Source organism: Arthrobacter sp. Soil736, from assembly GCF_001428005.1.
Lineage (GTDB): Bacteria > Actinomycetota > Actinomycetes > Actinomycetales > Micrococcaceae > Arthrobacter.
In genome coordinates this window covers 225,569-246,464 of the sequence record NZ_LMSB01000012.1, presented here as the reverse complement: position 1 = coordinate 246,464, position 20,896 = coordinate 225,569, and the positions used below count along the sequence as shown (strand labels likewise).

19 protein-coding genes are annotated in these 20,896 nt (G+C 66.5%); 10 read left to right on the top strand and 9 right to left on the bottom strand.

The window, feature by feature from the left end; genetic code table 11:
• Positions 1-6: 6 nt before the first annotated feature.
• The gene (locus tag ASG92_RS09500; protein ID WP_056627090.1) at positions 7-1,413 is read right to left on the bottom strand and encodes an AMP-binding protein; all 1,407 of its coding nucleotides are present in this window, start codon (positions 1,411-1,413) and stop codon (positions 7-9) included.
• Positions 1,414-1,473: 60 nt separating this feature from the next.
• Here ASG92_RS09500 and ASG92_RS09495 point away from each other — a divergent pair, with 60 nt between their 5' ends.
• A complete protein-coding gene (locus ASG92_RS09495; protein WP_056627430.1) occupies positions 1,474-2,370 on the top strand; it encodes a neutral zinc metallopeptidase in 897 nt (298 codons plus the stop codon).
• Positions 2,371-2,454: 84 nt separating this feature from the next.
• On the opposite strand, the gene ASG92_RS09490 is transcribed toward ASG92_RS09495, so the two are convergent.
• The 6 genes from ASG92_RS09490 to ASG92_RS09465 form a co-directional block, all read right to left on the bottom strand.
• Complete coding sequence (locus ASG92_RS09490) at positions 2,455-2,787, bottom strand: metal-sulfur cluster assembly factor (protein WP_003798940.1); 333 nt, start codon at positions 2,785-2,787, stop codon at positions 2,455-2,457.
• 12 nt (positions 2,788-2,799) lie between these two features.
• Positions 2,800-3,597, bottom strand: coding sequence for a Fe-S cluster assembly ATPase SufC (sufC, locus tag ASG92_RS09485; RefSeq protein WP_056627089.1), 798 nt, complete (start codon positions 3,595-3,597; stop codon positions 2,800-2,802).
• Between the two features lie 86 nt (positions 3,598-3,683).
• Entirely contained in the window at positions 3,684-4,043 is a 360-nt protein-coding gene (locus tag ASG92_RS09480) for a non-heme iron oxygenase ferredoxin subunit (protein ID WP_056627087.1), read from the bottom strand.
• 27 nt (positions 4,044-4,070) lie between these two features.
• Entirely contained in the window at positions 4,071-5,321 is a 1,251-nt protein-coding gene (gene sufD / locus ASG92_RS09475; protein WP_056627086.1) for a Fe-S cluster assembly protein SufD, read from the bottom strand.
• The gene (gene sufB / locus ASG92_RS09470; protein WP_056627084.1) at positions 5,321-6,784 is read right to left on the bottom strand and encodes a Fe-S cluster assembly protein SufB; all 1,464 of its coding nucleotides are present in this window, start codon (positions 6,782-6,784) and stop codon (positions 5,321-5,323) included. The genes sufD and sufB overlap by 1 nt, the downstream gene beginning before the upstream one ends.
• A complete protein-coding gene (locus ASG92_RS09465) occupies positions 6,784-7,638 on the bottom strand; it encodes a helix-turn-helix domain-containing protein (RefSeq protein WP_240987066.1) in 855 nt (284 codons plus the stop codon). Before ASG92_RS09465 ends, sufB begins: the two co-directional genes overlap by 1 nt.
• A 106-nt stretch (positions 7,639-7,744) precedes the next feature.
• Here ASG92_RS09465 and ASG92_RS09460 point away from each other — a divergent pair, with 106 nt between their 5' ends.
• The 3 genes from ASG92_RS09460 to ASG92_RS09450 are packed head-to-tail and all read left to right on the top strand — an operon-like array spanning position 7,745 to position 10,421.
• Positions 7,745-8,713, top strand: coding sequence for an ABC transporter ATP-binding protein (locus tag ASG92_RS09460; RefSeq protein WP_056627082.1), 969 nt, complete (start codon positions 7,745-7,747; stop codon positions 8,711-8,713).
• Positions 8,710-9,468: an ABC transporter permease gene (locus ASG92_RS09455; protein ID WP_056627080.1), complete on the top strand. Its 759-nt coding sequence runs from the start codon at positions 8,710-8,712 to the stop codon at positions 9,466-9,468. Before ASG92_RS09460 ends, ASG92_RS09455 begins: the two co-directional genes overlap by 4 nt.
• 8 nt (positions 9,469-9,476) lie before the next feature.
• Complete coding sequence (locus ASG92_RS09450) at positions 9,477-10,421, top strand: COX15/CtaA family protein (RefSeq protein ID WP_056627077.1); 945 nt, start codon at positions 9,477-9,479, stop codon at positions 10,419-10,421.
• A gap of 404 nt (positions 10,422-10,825) precedes the next feature.
• Here ASG92_RS09450 and ASG92_RS09445 read toward each other — a convergent pair whose 3' ends face one another.
• Positions 10,826-11,785: a heme o synthase gene (locus ASG92_RS09445; protein WP_056627075.1), complete on the bottom strand. Its 960-nt coding sequence runs from the start codon at positions 11,783-11,785 to the stop codon at positions 10,826-10,828.
• A gap of 519 nt (positions 11,786-12,304) precedes the next feature.
• On the opposite strand from ASG92_RS09445, the gene tkt reads away from it, so the two are divergent.
• Genes tkt through pgl form a run of 6 tightly spaced genes read left to right on the top strand, consistent with a single transcriptional unit; the run spans position 12,305 to position 20,532 of the window.
• Positions 12,305-14,422, top strand: a complete 2,118-nt coding sequence (gene tkt, locus ASG92_RS09440) for a transketolase (RefSeq protein WP_056627072.1) — start codon at positions 12,305-12,307, stop codon at positions 14,420-14,422.
• A gap of 29 nt (positions 14,423-14,451) precedes the next feature.
• Positions 14,452-15,570: a transaldolase gene (gene tal, locus ASG92_RS09435; protein ID WP_056627070.1), complete on the top strand. Its 1,119-nt coding sequence runs from the start codon at positions 14,452-14,454 to the stop codon at positions 15,568-15,570.
• 6 nt (positions 15,571-15,576) lie between these two features.
• A complete protein-coding gene (locus ASG92_RS09430; protein WP_056627069.1) occupies positions 15,577-17,211 on the top strand; it encodes a glucose-6-phosphate isomerase in 1,635 nt (544 codons plus the stop codon).
• 15 nt (positions 17,212-17,226) lie between these two features.
• A complete protein-coding gene (zwf, locus tag ASG92_RS09425; protein ID WP_056627068.1) occupies positions 17,227-18,786 on the top strand; it encodes a glucose-6-phosphate dehydrogenase in 1,560 nt (519 codons plus the stop codon).
• A complete protein-coding gene (locus tag ASG92_RS09420) occupies positions 18,783-19,724 on the top strand; it encodes a glucose-6-phosphate dehydrogenase assembly protein OpcA (protein WP_056627067.1) in 942 nt (313 codons plus the stop codon). Before zwf ends, ASG92_RS09420 begins: the two co-directional genes overlap by 4 nt.
• The gene (gene pgl, locus ASG92_RS09415; protein WP_056627066.1) at positions 19,714-20,532 is read left to right on the top strand and encodes a 6-phosphogluconolactonase; all 819 of its coding nucleotides are present in this window, start codon (positions 19,714-19,716) and stop codon (positions 20,530-20,532) included. The genes ASG92_RS09420 and pgl overlap by 11 nt, the downstream gene beginning before the upstream one ends.
• Here pgl and ASG92_RS09410 read toward each other — a convergent pair.
• Positions 20,503-20,880 (bottom strand): RNA polymerase-binding protein RbpA, encoded by a 378-nt coding sequence (locus ASG92_RS09410; protein ID WP_056627065.1) that lies wholly within the window; start codon positions 20,878-20,880, stop codon positions 20,503-20,505. The two genes, pgl and ASG92_RS09410, sit on opposite strands and share 30 nt — an antisense overlap.
• Between the last annotated feature and the right edge of the window lie 16 nt (positions 20,881-20,896).

Genomic DNA, 20,896 nt, shown 5'->3' with positions numbered 1-20,896 from the left:
TGCACGTCAGACAAGGCGCCGGGCCCGTGAGTCGCGGGCGGTGATCCAGTCCAGCATGATGCGGCGGCTGACCTTTCCGCGGTCGGTCAGCGGGAGCTCGGCGAGGGCGAAGTACTGCAGCGGCCGCTTGTCCTTGGCCAGGATTTCCTCCAGCCCGGTCTTCAGCTGGGTGGCCGTGACACCGCCGTGCGAGGGGACGATTCCTGCCACGACGCGCTGGCCACGGACGTCGTCGGCCATGCCGGCCGCCACTGCGGAGGCGACGCCGGGAACGCACGCGAGGGCCAGCTCGACTTCGTGCGGATAGACATTCTTGCCCGCGGTGATGATCATGTCCGCCCGGCGGCCCAGGATGTGGAGTTCGCCGTCCTCCAGGTAGCCCTGGTCCCCCACCGTGAACCAGCCGTCGAAGCAGCGCAGTGCCTGGCCGTCGTCACCCCACAGGTAACCGTTGCTGACCATGCCGCTGCGGACGCTGATGTTCCCGGCAGTGCCGTCCGGCAGCAGCGCGCCGGTGTCATCCAGGATCCGCACGTCAACGCCCGGGAACGGCCGTCCGATGCCCGTGCCGCCGGCGTCAAGCGGCTCCCCGGCGGCAAGGCCGGTGCCGGAGACGAAGCTCAGCTCCGAGGCACCGTAGTACTCGAAGATGGTGGCGTTGGGGGCCCAGCGCCGCGCCGCTTCAAGCGTGCGGGCGTCCAGCTTCGAGCCGGCACAGATGATGGTCCGCACGCCTGAGGCGTCGACGCATCCGGTCAGGCCTCGTTCGCTGAGCAGCCGCAGCATCGTGGGGACCAGCACCAGCCGCGTGATGGCGTCGTGGGTGATGGCGGCGTGGACGTCCCCGACGTCGAAGGATTCAAGGGTGTGGAACTCCGAGCCCGCGTACAGGCATTCGGCGAGGGCGTACAGGTTCAGGCTCGCGGCGAGCGGCCCCGGCGCCAGCGTTTTGTCCGCCTGGCTGAGGCCGAAAAACTCCATGGAGGCTTCGAAGGACTCCTGCCAGGACTGCCGCGAACGGGTGAAAGCCTTTGGCACGGAGGTGGTGCCGGACGTCAGTCCGATCAAAAACGACGACGCCGGATCCCCGTCCGCCAGCGGTGCCCCGCCGCCGCCGGGGACTGCGAGGGCGGCCGCACCCAGCCGCGCGACGATTTCCTCCCGCATCGGCCGGGGCCAGGTCGGATCCAGGACGGCGCACTGCCGCTCCCCCGCCACGGCCGCGGCGAAGTCAATCGCGAACTGGGTGGAATTGTGCTGGGCGAGCACCGCCACTTCGGCTGTATTGTCCGCCGCAGCGGCCTCCGCGGCGTCGCGGAGGGCAGCCCAGGTGAGCCGCTGTCCTGCCACGACGACGGCGGTGTCGTCGGGGCGGTCATCAGCCCAGCGCTGGAGTCTGTTGAGAAAAGGCATCGGACCAACTTTACCGGCAGGAACCGGCCCCCCGCCTTGGGCAAAGACTATTGTGACAGCATGAGCTTCAATGACGGGGTCGAGCTGGACCCATCCCAGGTGGAAGACCGGCGCGGCGGCGGAATGGGCCGCGGGACGAAGATCGGCGGCGGTATCGGCGGTGGCATCGTCCTCCTGCTGGCCGCGTTGTTCGGCATTAATCCCCAGCTCCTCGAGGGACTGGTGGGCACCGGGCAGGAACAGCCCGGCCAGGGCCAGACCACGACTGCGGAGGCCTGCAAGTCGGGCGCCGACGCCGACCAGCGTCTCGACTGCCGCATCAAGGGCACCGTGAACAGCCTCAATGCGTTCTGGCCCGCGTACCTGGCCGACTACAAGGTCAAGTACCCGCGGCCCAGGACCGTGCTCTTCGAAGGCGCCACCCCCACCGGCTGCGGTGCCGCGACGTCAGCGGTCGGCCCGTTCTATTGCCCCGCGGACACCACGGCATACTTCGATCCCGGCTTCTTCCAGGAACTCGTGGACCGCTTCGGAGCCTCCGGCGGTCCGCTCGCGCAGGAGTACGTCGTGGCACACGAGTTCGGGCACCACGTCCAGAACGTCCTCGGCGACCTGGACAGGGCCCAGCAGGATCCGCAGGGACCCGAGTCCGGCGCCGTCCGGGTGGAGCTGCAGGCAGACTGCTATGCCGGGCTCTGGACCCGGTACGCCACCACGCAGAAGGATCCCAAGTCCGGCCTGCCCTTCCTGGAGCCGCTGACGCAAAAGGACCTTAACGACGCCCTCTCGGCCGCGTCGGCCGTGGGTGATGACCGCATCCAGAAGGCCGCCACCGGCCGCGTCTCACCCGAGGGCTGGACGCACGGGTCGAGCGCCCAGCGGCAGAAGTGGTTCTACCAGGGCTACCGGACCGGCGACATCAACCAGTGCGACACGTTCAGCGCCGCCACCCTCTAAGCCGCCACACTCTAACCGGTACGACGACGGCCGGCCACCTTCGCTGGAAGGTGGCCGGCCGTCGTCGTACTTTAAGCAGCTGCTTTAGATGTTGAAGCCGAGGGCGCGCATCTGGTCCTTGCCGTCATCGGTGATCCGTTCCGGACCCCATGGCGGCATCCACACCCAGTTCAGGCGCCACTCGTCCACGACGCCGTCCAGCGCCTTGCCGACCTGCTCCTCGAGCACGTCGGTGAGCGGGCAAGCCGCCGTGGTGAGCGTCATGTCGATGAGCAGGGCGCCGTCGTCCTCCGAGTACTTCAGGCCGTACAGCAGCCCGAGGTCCACGATGTTGACCCCGAGCTCGGGGTCGATGACGTCCTTAAGCGCCTCTTCGACATCCTCCAGCCCGGTGCGGGCTGCGTCGATTTCTGTCATGGCGTGTCCTTACTAGGCCTGGGCTGCGGCGGCAGCGGCAGCGATCGTGGCTGCTCCGGCGCCGGTGGCGTAGCGGTCGTAGCCTTCTTCTTCGAGGCGGTCGGCGAGCTCCGGGCCGCCCTCTTCGACAATCTGGCCGTCAACGAAAACGTGGACGAACTCAGGCTTGATGTAGCGCAGGATGCGCGTGTAGTGCGTGATGAGCATGGTGCCCATGTTGCCTTCGGCGTGGGCGCGGTTGACGCCTTCGGAGACGATCTTCAGGGCGTCGACGTCCAGGCCGGAGTCGGTCTCGTCAAGCACGGCGAACTTGGGCTTGAAGAGCTCGAGCTGGAGGATCTCCACGCGCTTCTTTTCGCCGCCGGAGAAGCCTTCGTTGACGTTGCGCTGCGCGAAGTCCGCATCGATGCGCAGCTGCTGCATGGCGGCCTTGACGTCCTTGGTCCACGTACGCAGCGCCGGCGCCTGGCCGTCGATGGCGGTCTTGGCGGTCCGCAGGAAGTTGGTCATGGTGACGCCGGGAACCTCCACCGGGTACTGCATGGCCAGGAAGAGGCCGGCGCGTGCACGCTGGTCAACGCTCATCGCCAGGACGTCTTCGCCGTCCAGGGTGATGGTGCCGCCGGTGACTTTGTAGCGCGGGTGTCCGGCGATGGTGGACGCAAGAGTGGACTTGCCCGAACCGTTGGGGCCCATGATGGCGTGGGTCTCACCGGTCCGGATGGTCAGGCTGACGCCCTTCAGGATCTCCTTGGTGCCCTGCTCGGTGTCGATGCTGACGTGCAGGTCCTTGATCTCAAGAGTAGACATGTGTCTTGTTCTCCTCTGCACCGTGCCGTTGGGGCGGCGGTGCGGTCTTTTGGTCTGGAAGTTGTTCAGTTCTGGTACAGGCCGGGCTAGCTGAAGTTCGGGGTTTCGGCGCCGTTGAGGACGTTGGTGAAGTCCACGTAGACCTCGTCTCCGACGATCTCCACCGCGAACACGGGCACGGGGTCGTAGGCCGGCAGCTGGAGGGGTTCGCCGGTGCGCAGGTCGAACTGCGAACCGTGGCCCCAGCATTCGATGGCACAGCCCTCGACCTCGCCCTCCGAGAGGGAGATGTCCGCGTGCGAGCAGGTGTCGCCGATAGCGTGGATCTCTCCCATGGAGTCCTTGACGATCGCGACGGGGAAGTCATCGATCAGGATCCGCAGGGCCTGCTTGGGCTGGATCTCGTTCACCTTGCAGACGAGCTCGCCCTTTGGCTGTTCAGTCATCCGTTGTCCTGTACTTTCCGGGTCTGCTTAGTTTTCGGTTGCGGCGAGTTCACGCTCAACAGCCTCGGTCAGGCGCTCTTCGAGGGCCGGGACCTTGATCTGCTGGATGATCTCGTTGAGGAAGCCGCGGACGACGAGCCGCCGCGCCACGTCTTCCGGAATGCCGCGTGCCATGAGGTAGAACAGGTGTTCGTCGTCAAAACGCCCGGTGGAGCTCGCGTGTCCGGCACCCTCGATGAGACCAGTTTCGATCTCGAGGTTCGGAACCGAGTCGGCCCGGCAGCCGTCCGTCAGGACAAGGTTCTGGTTCTTCTCGTAAGAGTCGGTGCCCAGGGCCTGCTTCTGGATCAGGACGTCGCCCACCCACACGGTGTGCGCGTTCTTGCCCTGCAGGGCGCCCTTGTACAGCACGTTGGACTTGCAGTTGGCCACGTTGTGGTCAACGAAGGACCGGTGCTCCAGGTGCTGCCCGGCGTCGGCGAAGTAGAGGCCCAGCAGTTCGGCCTCGGCACCTTCACCCGCGAAGCGGACGTTTGAGTTCAGGCGCACGATGGATCCGCCGAGGGACACGGCGATGTGCTTGTACACGGCGTCCTTGCCCACCTGCGCGTCGTGCTGTGCCAGGTGCTTGGCGTCGTCTTCCCAGAGCTGCACCGAGATCACGGTGAGCTTTGCGCCCTCGCCGACGATGACTTCCAGGTTGCCGTTGTGGTCTGCCGCACCGGTGTGCTCCAGGATCACCACGCTGCGCGAGTTGGCCCCGGCCTCCAGCACGTAGTGTGCGTTGGAGCGGCGGCCGGCGCCCGCGCCGTGGACCAGGATCCGCAGCGGCTCAGCCGGTTCGGCTTCCGCCGGGATGACCACGTGCAGCGCCTCGTCGGTGTTGGCGGAGGCGACGACGGCGGCACGGTCGGCCGGGGTCAGCACGGTTCCGCGCGGGGCGGTTCCGTGACCCAGCGGCGTGCGGACATAGCCTTCCGGCGCATCCACGGTGAACGCGGCGGCCGGATCCGGATCAAGATCCGTCGCGGTGTCCGAGAGCAGGTTGGCCAGGCCGCGGACCGGGCTGAAGCGCCACTCTTCCTCGCGGCCGGTGGGCAGCGCGAAGTCAGCGACATCGAAGCTCGTGAGCCGCTCGGCGCGCGAGGACATCACGGTCACGCCGTGATTGTGGCTGTGGTCAACCTTGGCGGAGACCAGCCCCTCGCCTTCTTCGGTGAAACCTGCGATGGAAGGCGCTCCGATGCGGGCCTTTTCAGTAGTAATTTCGGCAGTCATTAACCGACGGATCCTTCCATCTGGAGTTCAATGAGGCGGTTCAGCTCGAGGGCGTATTCCATCGGCAGCTCGCGGGCGATCGGCTCGATGAAGCCGCGCACGATCATGGCCATGGCTTCGTCTTCGCGCATGCCGCGGGACATGAGGTAGAAGAGCTGCTCTTCGGAAACACGCGAGACAGTTGCCTCGTGACCCAGCTGGACGTCATCCTCGCGGATGTCGATGTACGGGTAAGTGTCCGAACGGCTGATGGTGTCCACGAGCAGGGCGTCACAGCGCACGGTGTTGGCCGAGTGCTTGGCGCCTTCGCGGATCTGAACCAGGCCGCGGTAGGCTGCGCGTCCGCCGCCGCGGGCCACGGACTTGGAGATGATGGAGCTCTTGGTGTTCGGCGCGATGTGGACCATCTTGGAGCCGGTGTCCTGGTGCTGGCCTTCGCCGGCGAACGCGATGGACAGGGTCTCGCCCTTCGCGTACTCGCCCGTGAGGTAGACGGCCGGGTACTTCATGGTGACCTTGGAGCCGATGTTGCCATCGATCCACTCCATGGTGGCGCCTTCTTCGCAGATCGCGCGCTTGGTCACCAGGTTGTACACGTTGTTGGACCAGTTCTGGATGGTGGTGTACCGGACGCGGGCGCCCTTCTTGACCACGATTTCCACCACGGCGGAGTGCAGCGAATCCGAGGTGTAGATCGGGGCGGTGCAGCCCTCGATGTAGTGGACGTAGGAGTCCTCGTCCGCGATGATCAGGGTSCGCTCGAACTGGCCCATGTTYTCCGTGTTGATGCGGAAGTAGGCCTGCAGCGGAATGTCCACGTGGACGCCCTTGGGCACGTACACGAAGGAACCGCCGGACCACACGGCCGTGTTAAGCGACGCAAACTTGTTGTCGCCCACGGGAATGATGGTGCCGAAGTACTCCTGGAAGATCTCCGGGTGCTCGCGCAGGGCGGTGTCGGTGTCCAGGAAGATGACGCCCTGGGCTTCAAGGTCCTCGCGGATCTGGTGGTACACAACTTCGGATTCGTACTGGGCTGCCACGCCGGAGACCAGGCGGCTGCGCTCGGCTTCCGGGATGCCGAGCTTCTCATACGTGTTCCGGATGTCTTCGGGAAGGTCTTCCCACGTGGCGGCCTGCTTCTCCGTGGAACGGACGAAGTACTTGATGTTGTCGAAGTCGATGCCGGAGAGGTCCGCACCCCAGGTGGGCATGGGCTTGCGGCCGAAGTACTTCAGGCCCTTCAGGCGCAGGTCCAGCATCCACTCCGGCTCGCTCTTCTTGGCCGAAATGTCGCGGACGACGTCCTCGTTGAGGCCACGGCGTGCGTTGGCGCCGACGTCGTTCTTGTCGGCCCAGCCGTACTCGTAGGTACCGATTCCGTGGAGCTCGGGATTCTTTTCGAGAATCTCCGAAATCACAGCAGTCTCAGCAACCGTCTTCTCTGATAGTTGGTCCGTCATCACGGCCTTTCTTGCAGATGGTTGGATACTTCGTCCAGGTTGTCCGTAACGGCTCGGGTGGTTTCCGCCACCGTCGCGGCCGGACGGCCTGTGGGTATGTGGGTGGTGCAGACATGGCCGCCGCGCGCCAGGGTGGAGAGGCGCCTCACGTCGACGCCGACCAGCCGGGAAAAGGTCGCAGTCTCAGCATCGCAGAAAACCGGGAACTGCGCTGCGAGCTGCTGGATGGGGCAGTGCCCCTGGCACAGCTGGACGCTGGAAAGCGCTGCCGGCAGCGGCGCCTTGGCTTCAATGGACGCGGTGGAGGCTACATAGCCGTCCCGGGACAGGGCGGCGGAAAGCGCCTTCGCCCGGGCAGTGATGTCAGTTCCGGCCGCATTAACTTCGGGAGCGTAGCGGCGTTCCATCTCGGCAAAACGTTCGACGGCGAACTTCCGCACCGCTTCGGCGCCGGCGATTTCCTCGAGCTGCTTGAGCGCGGTGCTGGCGATATTGAGATAGTCGTCACCGAGCGTCGATTGGCCCTGTGAACTCAGGACATAGCGGCGGGCCGGTCGTCCCGCGCCGGCGCCTGCACGGGCGACGCGCTTGACTTCGATCACCCCGGCACGGGACAGATGGTCCAGGTGGCGGCGGACGGCGGCCGGCGTGAAGCCGAGCAGGTCGCCCAGTTCCGCGGCGCTCACGGGCCCGTGTTCGAGTACCGCGCTGAGGACGCGGTCGCGCGTGCGCTCGTCAGCGTCGGCTGCCGGATGCACGGCCGCCAGGGCATCGCGCTTTCCACCGCGCAGCGCAACAACCGGCGCGCCGTGCCCGGCCAGAGGCAGGGAAGTGGGATTTCTCATGGAATACACAACACAATCATGTCGTAATTTTCTCCACCCATCCAGTAAGGCTTGGCTGACCTGCGGCTCCGGGCGGGCACATCGGAGGCAGTACTACTTCACGTAGAATGTTGGGGTGCGATCCCCCAAATCCCCCGTACTGTCCATCAACGGGCTAATTAAGGACGTTGGTCCGCTGCCCACCCTCGATGGCAGGATGCTGAGGGTTGTGAGCGACGTCTCACTCGTCGCCGGACGCGGCGAGGTGACGGCCCTGCTCGGAGCCAACGGCGCCGGCAAGACCACCACGATCGAATGTGCGCAGGGCCTTCAGAAGCGCTCAGGCGGCACAATTTCCCTGTTGGGCGAGGATCCCGGCAACGCCCGGGCGGAACTGCGGTCCCGCGTAGGTGTCATGCTCCAGGACGGCGGCCTCCCGCCGTCGGCCCGTCCCCTTCCCCTGCTCCGCCACATCGCCGGCATGTACCGCAATCCGAGACCGCTCGACGAACTGGTGCAGCGGCTCGGCATCGATGCGTTCAGCCGGACCACTGTCCGCCGGCTTTCCGGAGGCCAGAAGCAGCGGCTGGCCCTCGCCGCCGCGCTCATCGGCAATCCCGAAGTGCTTTTCCTCGACGAACCGAGCGCAGGCCTTGACCCGCAGTCGCGCCAGCTCGTTTTCGGGCTGATTTCCGAGCTTCGGGACAGCGGGATGGGAATCATCCTGACCACCCATCTGATGGACGATGCCCAGCGCCTGGCCGATTACGTGTACATCATCGACGCCGGCAGGAACGTGGCCGAGGGCACCGTCGCCCAGCTCCTCCAGCACCACACCCCCGACATGACCCGGAAAGATCACGTCCGGACGCTGCATTTCGAGGCGCTGCCCGGGCTGGACTTCACGGGCGTTCTTCCCGCCGAGGTGGACATCAGGGAGACGCGGGCCGGCAGCTACTCGGCCACCGGCGTGCTCACCCCCGAAGATCTTGCCGCACTGACGGCCTGGTGGGCCGCCCACGGCGTGATGCCGGGGTCCATGAGCATGGAGGCCCGAAGCCTCGAAGACGTATTCCTCGACATTTCCGGAAGGGAAGTCCGATGACGACAGTGACCGGCAGCGCTCCCGCTCCCCTGCTCCGCCGGATCCTGCTGCAGGGTCAGTACGAGGCCCTGACGATGCTCCGCAACGGCGAGCAGCTGATCCTCGCGATCGTCCTGCCGCTGCTGGCCATGATCGGGCTCACCGTGACGCCGCTGCTGGACGGGCTGGGCGACAGTCGGATCAACGTGGCCGTGCCCGGCATCCTCGCGCTGTGCGCCATGTCGACGGCGTTCACCGGCCAGGGCATCTCGACCGGATTCGACCGCCGCTACGGCGTGCTGCGCTTCCTCTCCACCACGCCGCTGGGACGCACCGGACTCATCGCCGGAAAGATCATCGCCGTCCTGGCCGTGCTGTTCCTTCAGGTCCTGATCGTCTCCGGCATTGCCCTGACGCTCGGATGGCGGCCCGATCCGACCGGCTGGCTGCCGGGAATGGGCCTGCTGGTACTGGGCGCGGCCGCGTTCACGGCCCTCGGCCTGCTGGTGGCCGGGACGGTCCGGCCCGAGGCCACGCTGGCCATCACCAACCTGCTGTGGATCCTCCTCGGCGCCCTGGGCGGCATCGTCATCCCCGCGCCGCGGCTGCCCGGCCCTGCCCAGGATGCCGTGCATTTCCTGCCCTCCGGGGCCCTCGGTCAGGGCCTTCGCGACGCCTTCCTGCACGGTGCGGTCGACGGTGCCGCTGTCCTTGTCCTGCTGTTGTGGCTGGTTGTCGCCGGCGCGGCAGCCATCCGTTGGTTCAAGTGGAATTGAGAAATACCGTGAGCACGGCTTCGCGCCTCCCCCACATCGTCGGCCGCCTGGCGTCAAAGCTTCCGGTCACCGTTGATTCAACAGTCCGCCGCCTCGCGGTGCTGTCCCTGATCGGGCAGACGCTGCTGGTGGTGACCGGCGGCGCCGTGAGGCTGACCGCATCAGGGCTGGGCTGTCCCACCTGGCCCCGCTGCACGAACGAATCCCTGGTCAACACCCCCGCAATGGGCATCCACGGCTTCATCGAGTTCGGCAACCGGCTCCTGACCTTCGCCCTCGCGGCCGTCGCGGCGCTGATGCTGGTCTACCTGTGGAACCTGCGCAAGGAACGCAAGGATCTCTTCCTGCTGGCCCTGGGGCTGCTGGCGAGCATTCCCGCGCAGGCCATCATCGGCGGCGTGACGGTGCTGACGCGGCTGAACCCGTGGGTGGTCGGCCTGCACTTCCTGGTTTCCATGGCCCTGGTGGTCTTCGCCACCCTGCTGGTCAACCGCGCGTACGGCAGGACCGGCCGGTTCCTCACCCACCCGCTGACGTACTTGCCGGGGGTCCTGCGGCCGGTGATGGCCGCCGTCGCTGTTTTCTCTGCCGTGGCGGTCATGCTGGGCGTCGTGGTGACCGGCGCCGGCCCGCACGCCGGCGACGCCGAGGCACCCCGCAACAACCTTGACTGGGACCTCTTCTCCCACATCCACGCCGTGCCTGCCTACCTGATCACCGCAGGAACGCTGTTTGCCGCCTACCTGGTGTTCCGCCGCGGCATCCCCGGCATGTTCCGCACGGCGGTGCTGCTGCTCCTCGGCGTCACGCTGCTGCAGGCCGCCATCGGCTTCACGCAGTACTACAACGGCATCCCGGCGCTCCTCGTGGGCGCCCACATGCTGGGCGCGGCGCTGCTCATGAGCGCCGCAACGAACGCCTGGGACATCGCCCGCTACAGCCCGGCCAGGTAGGGCAATCCCCGCGAAGCAGTTCGGTGCAAGAGGCTAAACAGTTCGGTGCAGGAGGCTAAGTAGTTCGGTGCAGGAGTTCGGCGCAAGAGGCTAAGTAGTTCGATACAAGGGAAGCACCCCGGTCCGCGTTGACCGGGGTGCTTCCCTTTGCCCCGACGCTCTCTCACTTCCTGCGCACTTTCCGCCGACGCTCTCTCACCTCCTGCACACTTCCCCCCGACGCTCTCTCACCTCCTGCGGCAAAAAGGAACGCTCCCCCACATGATGTGAAGGAGCGTTGCCGAATCTCTTGCGAAAAGTGAGAGAGCGTCCTGGGGGCCAGAACGGGGGCGGGGTGTTGTCGGGGCGGGGTGTTGTCGGGACGGCGTGTTGCCTGGGCGGGCGGAACGGGCGGGGCGGCCCGGTTAGCCCATGATGGCTGAGCCCACGAAGGGGTCCACGGCCAGGGCGATGAAGAGGAGCGTCAGGTAGCTGATGGAGCCGTGGAAGACCTTCATGGCGCCCTTGTCGGACAGGTCCCCGCCCTGCGCCCGGTTGTACAGGGCGTGGGACTCGTACAGGAACCAGGCACCGGCTAGAACGGCCGTCACGGTGTAGACCCAGCCGGCACCGCCCGCGGGAACCATGAGCAGCGAACACGCCACCATGGCCCAGGCGTAGAGGACCACCTGGACGGAAACCACCTTGGCGCCTGCGATGGCGCCGAGCATGGGCACGTTGGCGTTCCGGTAGTCCTCGCCGTAGCGCATGGACAGAGGCCAGTAGTGCGGCGGCGTCCACAGGAAGATCACCATGAACAGCACGACTGCCGGCCACTCGATGCTATTGGTGACAGCGGCCCACGCGATGAGGACCGGGAAGCAGCCGGCCGCCCCGCCCCAGACGATGTTCTGGGCCGTGCGCCGCTTCAGGATGATGGTGTAAATCACCACGTAGAAGACGATCGCACCCAGCCCGAGCCAGGCGGACAGCGGATTCGCGCCGAACCAGAGGATGGCGATGGCGGCCGCGCCCAGGAGCCAGGCAAATATGAGAGCCTCACGCGGCGTGACCTCGCCGGTGACCAGCGGGCGCTTTTCGGTACGGTGCATCAGCTTGTCGATGTCACGGTCGATGTAGCAGTTGAAGGCCCCGGCGCTGCCGGCGGCGAATGCGCCGCCCACCAGCGTTGCAATGATGAGCCCGAGGGACGGAAAACCGCGCTGGGCATAGATCATTGTGGGGAGCGTGCTGACCAGCAGAAGTTCAATGACCCGCGGTTTGGTGAGAGCAAGGTACGCCTTCGCCTTGCGGGCTAGTCCGGCTCTTCCGTGGACCCTGGCGGAGGTCAGCGGCGTATCTGTTGTGCTCACGTTGGCAGTCACTCTGTTCTGTCTGGCTGTGGTCTCTGACTGATCTGCCCGAATCCTGGGTCCGGAATGATCCCTCAACGGCGGTTGACGGGCTTGAAAGTCCGCTGCGCGGGCCCTGCCTGTCCGCCGGTGGCCTCCCGATATCATACCGCGGTCCCGCATCCGTCGTTGGCACCGCCCGACTTGGGCAAATCACTGAAAATGATTCCTTCGAGCTCGCTTCGAGCACATTAACGCAGCCTCACCGGAGACTCCCGCCAAGAGTGATTCACAAAGGAGAAATTGCGTCCATTTGGTGAGATTTTCGCTGCCCGAAGTGTGGAATAGAGCTAAGCTGTCTGCAGATCAGCGCACACTGGGAAACGGCTAGAAACCGCATTCCCGTTCCGTCCAGCGACTGAATGAAGATCAACGTTTCAATGGTGAACGGCTGGTAGACAAAAACGCAGCGGGCACCGACCTGTGCCTCGCCGCGACCTGTCCGTACCGCTTGCCGTTAGCACAGAGAGGGGCCCGGTTTTCGTGCCACATTTGAAAGAGCAAGAACTGACATGGACCAGCTTGGACCAGCGCGCGGTTGACACGGTCCGTGTCCTGGCCGCCGACGCCGTCGAAAAGGTGGGCAATGGCCACCCCGGCACCGCAATGAGCCTGGCCCCGGCCGCATACCTTCTCTTTCAGAAGATGATGCGCCACGATCCCAAGAACCCGGACTGGATCGGCCGTGACCGGTTCATCCTCTCCCCCGGCCACACGTCCCTGACGCTGTACATCCAGCTGTTCCTCTCCGGCTACGGCCTTGAGCTGAAGGACCTGCAGGCACTCCGTACCTGGGGTTCGCTGACGCCCGGCCACCCGGAATACAAGCACACCGCCGGCGTGGAGATCACCACCGGCCCGCTCGGCCAGGGCCTGGCGTCCGCAGTTGGCTTCGCCTACTCCCAGCGCCGCCAGCGCGGCCTGTTCGACGCCGATGCCGCCCGGGGCACCAGCCCGTTCGACCACACCATCTGGGTCATCGCTTCCGACGGCGACCTCCAGGAGGGTGTCACCTCCGAGGCATCGTCCCTCGCCGGCCACCAGGAACTCGGCAACCTCGTGGTCATCTACGACGAGAACCACATCTCCATCGAAGACGACACCGACATCGCCTTCACCGAGGACGTCCTCAAGCGCTACGAGGCCTACGGCTGGCACGTCCAGCGCGTGGACTGGACCAAGACCGGCGACTACCAGGAAGACGTCCAGGAGCTGCACGCCGCGCTCCAGGCGGCCCAGGCAGAGGCGTCCAAGCCCTCCATCGTCTCGCTGCGCACCATCATCGGCTACCCCGCGCCGAAGAAGCAGAACACCGGCAAGATTCACGGCTCGGCCCTGGGCTCCGAGGAAGTGGCGGCACTGAAGGAGGTCCTCGGCTTCGACCCCGAGAAGGCCTTCGAGGTCGACGAGGACGTGCTGGCCCATGCCCGCGGTGTCGTGGACCGCGGTGCCCACGCACGCAAGGAATGGGAGGAGTCCTTCGCGGCCTGGCAGTCCGCCAACCCGGAAGCGGCCGCCCTCCTGGAGCGCGTGGAAGCGCGCAAGCTGCCGTCCGAACTGGACGCCGCCCTGCCGGTCTTCCCGGCAGGCAAGGACGTGTCCACCCGCGCGGCCTCCGGCAAAGTCCTGAACGCCATCGGCCCGGTCATGCCCGAACTCTGGGGCGGCTCCGCTGACCTCGCTGAGTCGAACAACACCACCATCGAAGGCTCGCCGTCCTTCGTTCCGGCGTCCAAGCAGACCGAGGCCTGGAAGGGTAACCCCTACGGCCGTGTGCTGCACTTCGGCATCCGCGAGCACGCTGCCGCCTCGATCGTCAACGGCATCGCGCTCCACGGCAAGACCCGCGCGTTTTCCGGTACGTTCCTGATCTTCAGCGACTACCAGCGTCCCGCCATCCGCCTCGGCGCCCTCATGGGCGTGCCGTCCCTGTATGTCTGGACCCACGACTCGATCGGCCTCGGCGAAGACGGCCCCACCCACCAGCCGGTGGAACAGCTGGCCTCCCTGCGCGCCATTCCGGGCCTGGACGTTGTCCGTCCCGGCGACGCCAACGAGGTCTCTGCGGCATGGAAGTCCATGCTGGAGAACCACGAAAACCCGGCCGGCATCGTGCTGACGCGCCAGAACATCCCCACCTACGCCCGCGGCGAAGGCGAAGCCGAGGGCGACACCTTCGGCTCCACCGCCGGCGTTGCCAAGGGCGGCTACGTCCTGGCCGAGGCCTCCAAGGACGGTAAGACCGTGGCGGCCCAGGTCATCCTGATCGGCACGGGCTCGGAAGTCCAGCTCGCCGTTGCCGCCCGCGAAGCGCTTCAGGCCGAGGGCATCGCCACCCGCGTGGTCTCCATGCCCTGCGTCGAGTGGTTCAACAAGCAGGACGCCGCCTACCGCGGGGCAGTCCTGCCCGCCGCAGTCAAGGCCCGCGTTTCGGTCGAGGCGGGCCTGGCCCTGGGCTGGAAGGAGTTCGTCGGCGACGCCGGACGCTCCGTCAGCCTCGAGCACTTCGGCGCCTCAGCCGACTACAAGCGCCTCTTCCAGGAATTTGGCATCACGGCAGAAGCTGTCACCGCCGCCGCCAAGGATTCCCTCGCCGGAATCCAGTCCTGACAGCACCTACAGTTTCAAGGAGAAATGAAATGACTACCACTCCCACTCAGCAGCTCTCCGACGCCGGCGTTTCCATCTGGCTCGATGACCTGTCCCGCGGCCGCCTGAAGACGGGCACCCTGCAGAAGCTCATCGAAGAGAAGAACGTTGTGGGTGTCACGACGAACCCCAGCATCTTCCACGCCGCCATCACCACCGGCCACGACTACGACGCCGTCATCGCCAAGGAAGCAGCGGCCGGCGCCAGCATCGAAGAGACCATCTTCGAAATCACCACCACGGACGTCGCAGACGCGTGCGACCTGTTCGCTCCGGTTGCCGCGGCTACCAACGGTGTTGACGGCCGCGTTTCCATCGAGGTGGATCCCCGCCTCGCCTGGGACACCGCAGGCACGATCGCCGAGGCCAAGCACCTGTACAAGAAGGTCGGCCGGGACAACGTCCTCATCAAGATCCCTGCCACCCTTGAAGGCCTCGAGGCCATCACGGCCACCCTCGCCGAGGGCATCAGCGTCAACGTGACACTGATCTTCTCGCTGGAGCGCTACCGTGCCGTCATCAACGCCTTCCAGTCCGGCCTGGAGCAGGCCAAGGACAACGGCCACGACCTCTCCAAGATCCACTCGGTGGCCTCGTTCTTCGTCTCCCGCGTGGACACCGAAATCGACAAGCGCCTCAACGCCATCGGCACCGACGAGGCCAAGGCACTCAAGGGCAAGGCCGGCGTTGCCAACGCCCGCCTCGCCTACCAGGTCTACGAGGAGCAGTTCTCCACCGAGCGCTGGGCCGTCCTGGCCGAGGCAGGCGCCCTGCCGCAGCGTCCGCTGTGGGCCTCTACCGGCGTGAAGGACCCGGCCTACCCGGACACCCTCTACGTCACCGAACTCGTTGCCCCCGGCGTGGTTAACACCATGCCGGAGAAGACCCTCGACGCCACGTTCGACCACGGCGTGGTCACCGGCGACACTGTCACCAACGGCTACGATGACGCGAATGCCACGCTCAACGCACTGGACGCCCTGGGCGTCTCGTACAACGAGGTTGTGGCCCTGCTCGAATCCGAAGGCCTGGACAAGTTTGTTGCCAGCTGGAAGGAACTGCTGGCCGACGTTGAGGGCGCCCTCGCCACCGCACGGAAGGCTTCCTAGTACACAATGAGCACAATCAGCTACGACGCCACCGGCGCCGCCCGGAAGGCTCTTGAGCAGCACCTGCCCGCCCTGGTGGAGGACCGGATCGCCACCCGCATCTTCGCGAAGGACCACACGCTGTGGGGTCCCGATGCAGAAGCCGAGTCCGCAGTCCGCCTGGGCTGGATCGAGGCGGCCACCGTCGCACGGCCACTCGTCGCCGGCATCCTGGAACTCCGCGATGCCCTGAAGGCCGACGGCGTTACCCGCATCGTCCTTTGCGGCATGGGCGGCTCCTCGCTCGCTCCTGAAGTCATCGCCGGCACCGCTGGCGTCGAGCTGACCGTGCTGGACAGCACCGACCCGGAACAGGTCGGTGCTGCCCTCGCGGACCGTCTCGCCGAGACCGCGATCGTGGTTTCGTCGAAGTCGGGTTCGACCCTTGAAACGGATTCGCAACGGCGGGTCTTCGAGCACGCCTTCAACGAGGCCGGCATTGACGCCAAGAGCCGGATCATCATCGTGACCGACCCCGGGTCGCCGCTGGACAAGGCGTCCCGCGAGGCCGGCTACCGTGCCATCTTCAACGCGGATCCGAACGTCGGCGGACGCTATTCCGCCCTGACGGCCTTCGGACTCGTGCCCTCGGGCCTGGCCGGCGTCGACATCGAATCCTTCCTGGACGAGGCTGAGGAAGCCGCCGAAATCCTGAACGAGGACGCGCCCGAGAACATCGGGCTGGCCCTGGGAGCGGCACTCGGCGGCACCAACCCGCTGCGCGACAAGATCGTCATCGCCGAGGACGGCTCGGGAATCGTGGGCTTTGCCGACTGGGCCGAGCAGCTCATCGCCGAATCCACCGGCAAGCTCGGCACCGGCGTCCTGCCCGTGGTTGCCGGCCCGGCCGCACCGGAGGTTACCTCCGGCGCCGAAGACGTACTCGTGGTGCGCCTTGTGAGCCCGGATGCCGACGTCGAACTCGGCGAAAACGAGGTTGCCATCGCAGGCGGACTCGCCACCCAGATGATGGTGTGGGAGTTTGCCACGGCGGTGGCCGGCCGGCTCCTGGGCATCAACCCCTTTGACCAGCCCGACGTCGAAGCAGCCAAGGTCGCTGCCCGCGGCCTGCTGGATGCCCAGCCGGAACCAACGCCGGCAGCCTTTGTTGACGGTGTCATTGAAGTCCGCGGCGGCGACTGGCTAGGCGACTCGGCCACCGCGGCCGAGGCTGTGTCCGCGCTGCTCGGTCAGTTGGGCAGCAACGGGTACCTCAGCGTGCAGGCCTACTTTGACCGGCTGGCATTTGCGCGCTTTGAAGGGGTCCGCGACGAACTCGCTGCAGTTAGCGGCCGTCCGGTCACCTTCGGCTGGGGACCGCGCTTCCTCCACTCCACCGGGCAGTTCCACAAGGGCGGCCCCGCCATCGGCGTGTTCCTGCAGGTCACGGCGGCTTCCAGCCAGGACCTGGCCATTCCGGACCGCCCGTTCACCTTCGGCGAGCTGATCTCGGCACAGGCCGCAGGCGACGCGCAGGTGCTGAGCGAACACGGCCGCCCCGTCCTGCGCCTGCACCTCACCGACCGCGCGGCGGGCGTGGCCCAGCTCCAGGAGATCGTTTCCGCGCTTGCCGGCCAGGCAATATCCGCCACTGAAAGCTAAGGCACCGAACCAACCATGCCAGAAACCCTGAACGGCAGAAGGTCAGCAGGCAGGAACGCGAACCCGCTGCGGGATCCCCGGGACCGCCGCCTGAACCGGATCGCCGGACCGTCGTCGCTCGTGCTCTTCGGAGTCACGGGCGACCTCGCCCGCAAGAAGCTCATGCCCGCCGTCTACGACCTCGCAAACCGTGGCCTGTTGCCGCCCAGCTTTGCCCTGGTGGGCTTCGCCCGGCGGCAGTGGGACAACGAGGACTTCGCCGCAGAGGTGAAGGACGCCGTCAAGACGTACTCCCGGACACCGTTCGATGAGGCCGTCTGGAACCAGCTCTCCGAAGGGATCCGCTTCGTGCAGGGCGAGTTCGACGACGACTCCGCGTTTGAGCGGCTCGGCGAGACCATCAAGGAACTCGACGAGCAGCGCGGCACGCGCGGCAACCACGCGTTCTACCTGTCCATCCCGCCGAAAGCCTTCGAACAGGTCTGCCGGCAGCTCTCCAAGCACGGGCTGGCGCAGGCTGAGGGCGACAAGTGGCGCCGCGTGGTCATCGAGAAGCCGTTCGGGCACGACCTTGAGTCTGCCCGGCAGCTGAACGACATCGTGGAGTCCGTCTTCCCGCCTGACGCCGTGTTCCGGATCGACCACTACCTCGGCAAGGAAACGGTGCAGAACATCCTTGCGCTGCGCTTCGCGAACCAGCTGTTCGAGCCGCTGTGGAACGCGAACTACGTGGACCACGTGCAGATCACCATGGCCGAGGACATCGGCACCGGCGGCCGCGCCGGGTACTACGACGGCGTGGGCGCGGCCCGCGACGTCATCCAGAACCACCTGCTCCAGCTGCTCGCGCTGACGGCCATGGAGGAGCCCATCTCCTTCAACGCCGACGACCTGCGCGCGGAGAAGGAAAAGGTCCTGGCCGCCGTCAGGCTTCCGGATGACCTGTCGACGCATTCCGCCCGCGGCCAGTTCGCCGGCGGCTGGCAGGGCGGCGAGCAGGTGCTCGGTTATCTGGAGGAGGAGGGCATTCCAGCCGACTCCACCACCGAGACGTATGCAGCCATCCGGGTGGACATCCACACCCGGCGCTGGTCCGGTGTGCCGTTCTACCTGCGCGCCGGCAAGCGCCTGGGCCGCCGCGTGACGGAAATTGCCGTGGTGTTCAAGCGCGCCCCCAACCTGCTGTTCCGTGACCACGGCGAGGACGACTTCGGCCAGAACGCCGTGGTCATCCGGGTCCAGCCGGACGAGGGCGCCACGATCCGCTTCGGCTCCAAGGTCCCCGGCACGCAGATGGAAGTGCGTGACGTGACCATGGACTTCGGCTACGGCCACTCCTTCACGGAATCCAGCCCCGAAGCCTACGAACGGCTCATCCTGGACGTGCTGCTGGGCGAGCCGCCGCTGTTCCCGCGGCACGAGGAAGTGGAGCTGTCCTGGAAGATCCTGGACCCCTTCGAGGAATACTGGGAAGGCCTGGGCGAGCAGCCTGAACCGTACGCACCCGGCAGCTGGGGCCCCGCCTCGGCTGACGAGCTCCTTGCCCGCGACGGACGAACCTGGAGAAGGCCATGATTGTAGATCTTCCGAACACCACCACCTCCAAGGTCTCCAAGAAGATCCAGTCCCTGCGCGAGCAGGGCGGCGTGATCGCCCTCGGACGCGTGCTCACCCTCGTGGTGGTCACCAAGTCCGGGCTCGAGGAAGAGGCCATCGAGGCCGCCAACGAGGCCAGCCGGGAGCACCCCTGCCGGATCATCGTGCTCGCGGACGCCGGCTCGGCCGCGCCCAACCGGCTCGACGCCCAGATCCGCGTGGGCGGCGACGCCGGCGCTTCCGAGGTGATCGTGCTGCGCGGCTTCGGTGAGCTCGCCGAGGAGAGCGAATCCCTGGTCGCCGCGCTGCTGCTGCCTGATGCGCCGATCGTGGCCTGGTGGCCGCACGGCGCGCCGAAGAACGCCTGCGAAACCTCGATCGGCCGGATCGCGCACCGGCGCATCACCGACTCCGCGAACGAGGCCGAACCGCAGGTTGCGCTGGAGAACATCCGGAACACCTACAAGGCAGGCGACACCGACCTCGCCTGGACGCGCCTCACCAACTGGCGGATCCAGCTGGCGGCGGTGCTGGACCAGGTGGACTCGTCTCCGGTCACGGCCGTGGCAGTGGAAGGCGCATCCGACTCCCCCAGCACCATCCTGCTGGCGGCGTGGCTGACACTGTCCCTCGACGCTCCGGTGACCATCGTTGCGGATCCCGCAGGAACGGGCATCCGGCGTGTCCGGCTCAGCAGGGCCAGCGGCGACGTCCAGCTGTTCCGTCCCGGGCTGTCCGTGGCCGAACTGACCCAGCCGGGCCAGCCCGCTCAGCGGATTTCCCTGCCGCGTCGCAGCCTGCGGGACTGCCTTGCGGAGGAATTGCGGCGCCTGGATCCCGACGAAGTGTTCGGCGAAGTGATTACTATTGGACTGCCACGTACCAATCTAAGGAGTGTCCGACCCAGTGAGCGCTGATCCCAGAGTAAGCATCCATCCAGACTCTTCCGTACTTATGGCCGCCATTGCGGCCCGCCTGATCACCAAGCTTGTGGATGTCCAGGACCGATTCGGTGAGGCGACGGTGGTGCTGACCGGGGGCACGGTGGGCATCGGCACGCTCAAGGCCGTGGCAGATTCACCTGCTGCGCCGGCTGTGGACTGGGCAAAGGTCAACTTCTGGTGGGGCGACGAGCGTTTCGTCGGGTCCAAGGATCCGGACCGCAACGCGCTCCAGGCGCACGACGCACTGTTGAAGCACATCGACGTCGATCCGGAGCGTATCCACGAGCCGGGTTCGACGGACGACTTCGAAACCGCCGAGCAGGCAGCTGAGGACTATGCGCGCCGGCTCGGCGAGGCCGCGGCCGCCGAGCACGCCGCGGACACCTCCGATGACAGGCCGGAGGATCCGGGCTACCTTCCCCGTTTCGACGTCGTCCTGCTGGGCGTGGGCCCGGACGCCCACGTCGCGTCCCTCTTTCCGGAGCAGGCAGGCATCCGCGAAAAGGAGCGTATGGTCGTGGGAGTGCGTAATTCCCCGAAGCCGCCGCCCGAGCGGATCTCGCTGACGCTTCCCGCGATCAACACGGCCGCTGAAGTATGGATGGTGGTGGCAGGTGAGGACAAGGCCGGGGCGGTCGGCCTGGCCCTGGCCGGCGCCAACCCGGTTCAGGTTCCAGCGGCCGGGCCTGCGGGACGCTCGCGCACTCTCTGGCTGATCGACGAAAACGCCGCGGCGCGCGTGCCCCACCAGCTAGTCCGGAAGGCTCCTGCTGGCTCGTAGCCTTCGCAGCGCTCCGGCCAGAACGTCCTCGGCGTCCTGGCTGGAGCGTCTTTCTTTAACGTATTCCAGATGGGTCTTGAAACCGTCTTCTGCGGTCTCCTGCGCGGGCGCTGCGCCCGGATTCCGCGACGCCGGCCTGCCGCACCGGCGGCAGTCCCAGGTAGCGGGTATCTCCTCTTCGGGCAGCTTAACGAAAACAGGCCGCGTCTCATGTCCCAGGGCGCACCAATAGGAGACATAAATACGCGGCAAGGGCTCCCCAAGAGGATCGTCGCCCTGGTTCTTCAATCCGGCTCCCTGGGTGACACCCACCCGGGTGCCCCGGAATCCTGAAGTGGAATGCACCATGGGAACTCCTCGCTTC

Excerpts from the sequence above, each read along its gene's own strand:
- sufC (WP_056627089.1), bottom strand. The coding sequence starts at position 3,597 with ATGTCTACTCTTGAGATCAAGGACCTGCACGTCAGCATCGACACCGAG.
- tal (WP_056627070.1), top strand. The coding sequence starts at position 14,452 with ATGACTACCACTCCCACTCAGCAGCTCTCCGACGCCGGCGTTTCCATC.
- ASG92_RS09420 (WP_056627067.1), top strand. The coding sequence starts at position 18,783 with ATGATTGTAGATCTTCCGAACACCACCACCTCCAAGGTCTCCAAGAAG.
- sufD (WP_056627086.1), bottom strand. The coding sequence starts at position 5,321 with ATGACTGCCGAAATTACTACTGAAAAGGCCCGCATCGGAGCGCCTTCC.
- ASG92_RS09410 (WP_056627065.1), bottom strand. The coding sequence starts at position 20,880 with ATGGTGCATTCCACTTCAGGATTCCGGGGCACCCGGGTGGGTGTCACC.
- ASG92_RS09455 (WP_056627080.1), top strand. The coding sequence starts at position 8,710 with ATGACGACAGTGACCGGCAGCGCTCCCGCTCCCCTGCTCCGCCGGATC.
- ASG92_RS09500 (WP_056627090.1), bottom strand. The coding sequence starts at position 1,413 with ATGCCTTTTCTCAACAGACTCCAGCGCTGGGCTGATGACCGCCCCGAC.
- ASG92_RS09490 (WP_003798940.1), bottom strand. The coding sequence starts at position 2,787 with ATGACAGAAATCGACGCAGCCCGCACCGGGCTGGAGGATGTCGAAGAG.
- ASG92_RS09480 (WP_056627087.1), bottom strand. The coding sequence starts at position 4,043 with ATGACTGAACAGCCAAAGGGCGAGCTCGTCTGCAAGGTGAACGAGATC.
- ASG92_RS09430 (WP_056627069.1), top strand. The coding sequence starts at position 15,577 with ATGAGCACAATCAGCTACGACGCCACCGGCGCCGCCCGGAAGGCTCTT.
- ASG92_RS09495 (WP_056627430.1), top strand. The coding sequence starts at position 1,474 with ATGAGCTTCAATGACGGGGTCGAGCTGGACCCATCCCAGGTGGAAGAC.
- zwf (WP_056627068.1), top strand. The coding sequence starts at position 17,227 with ATGCCAGAAACCCTGAACGGCAGAAGGTCAGCAGGCAGGAACGCGAAC.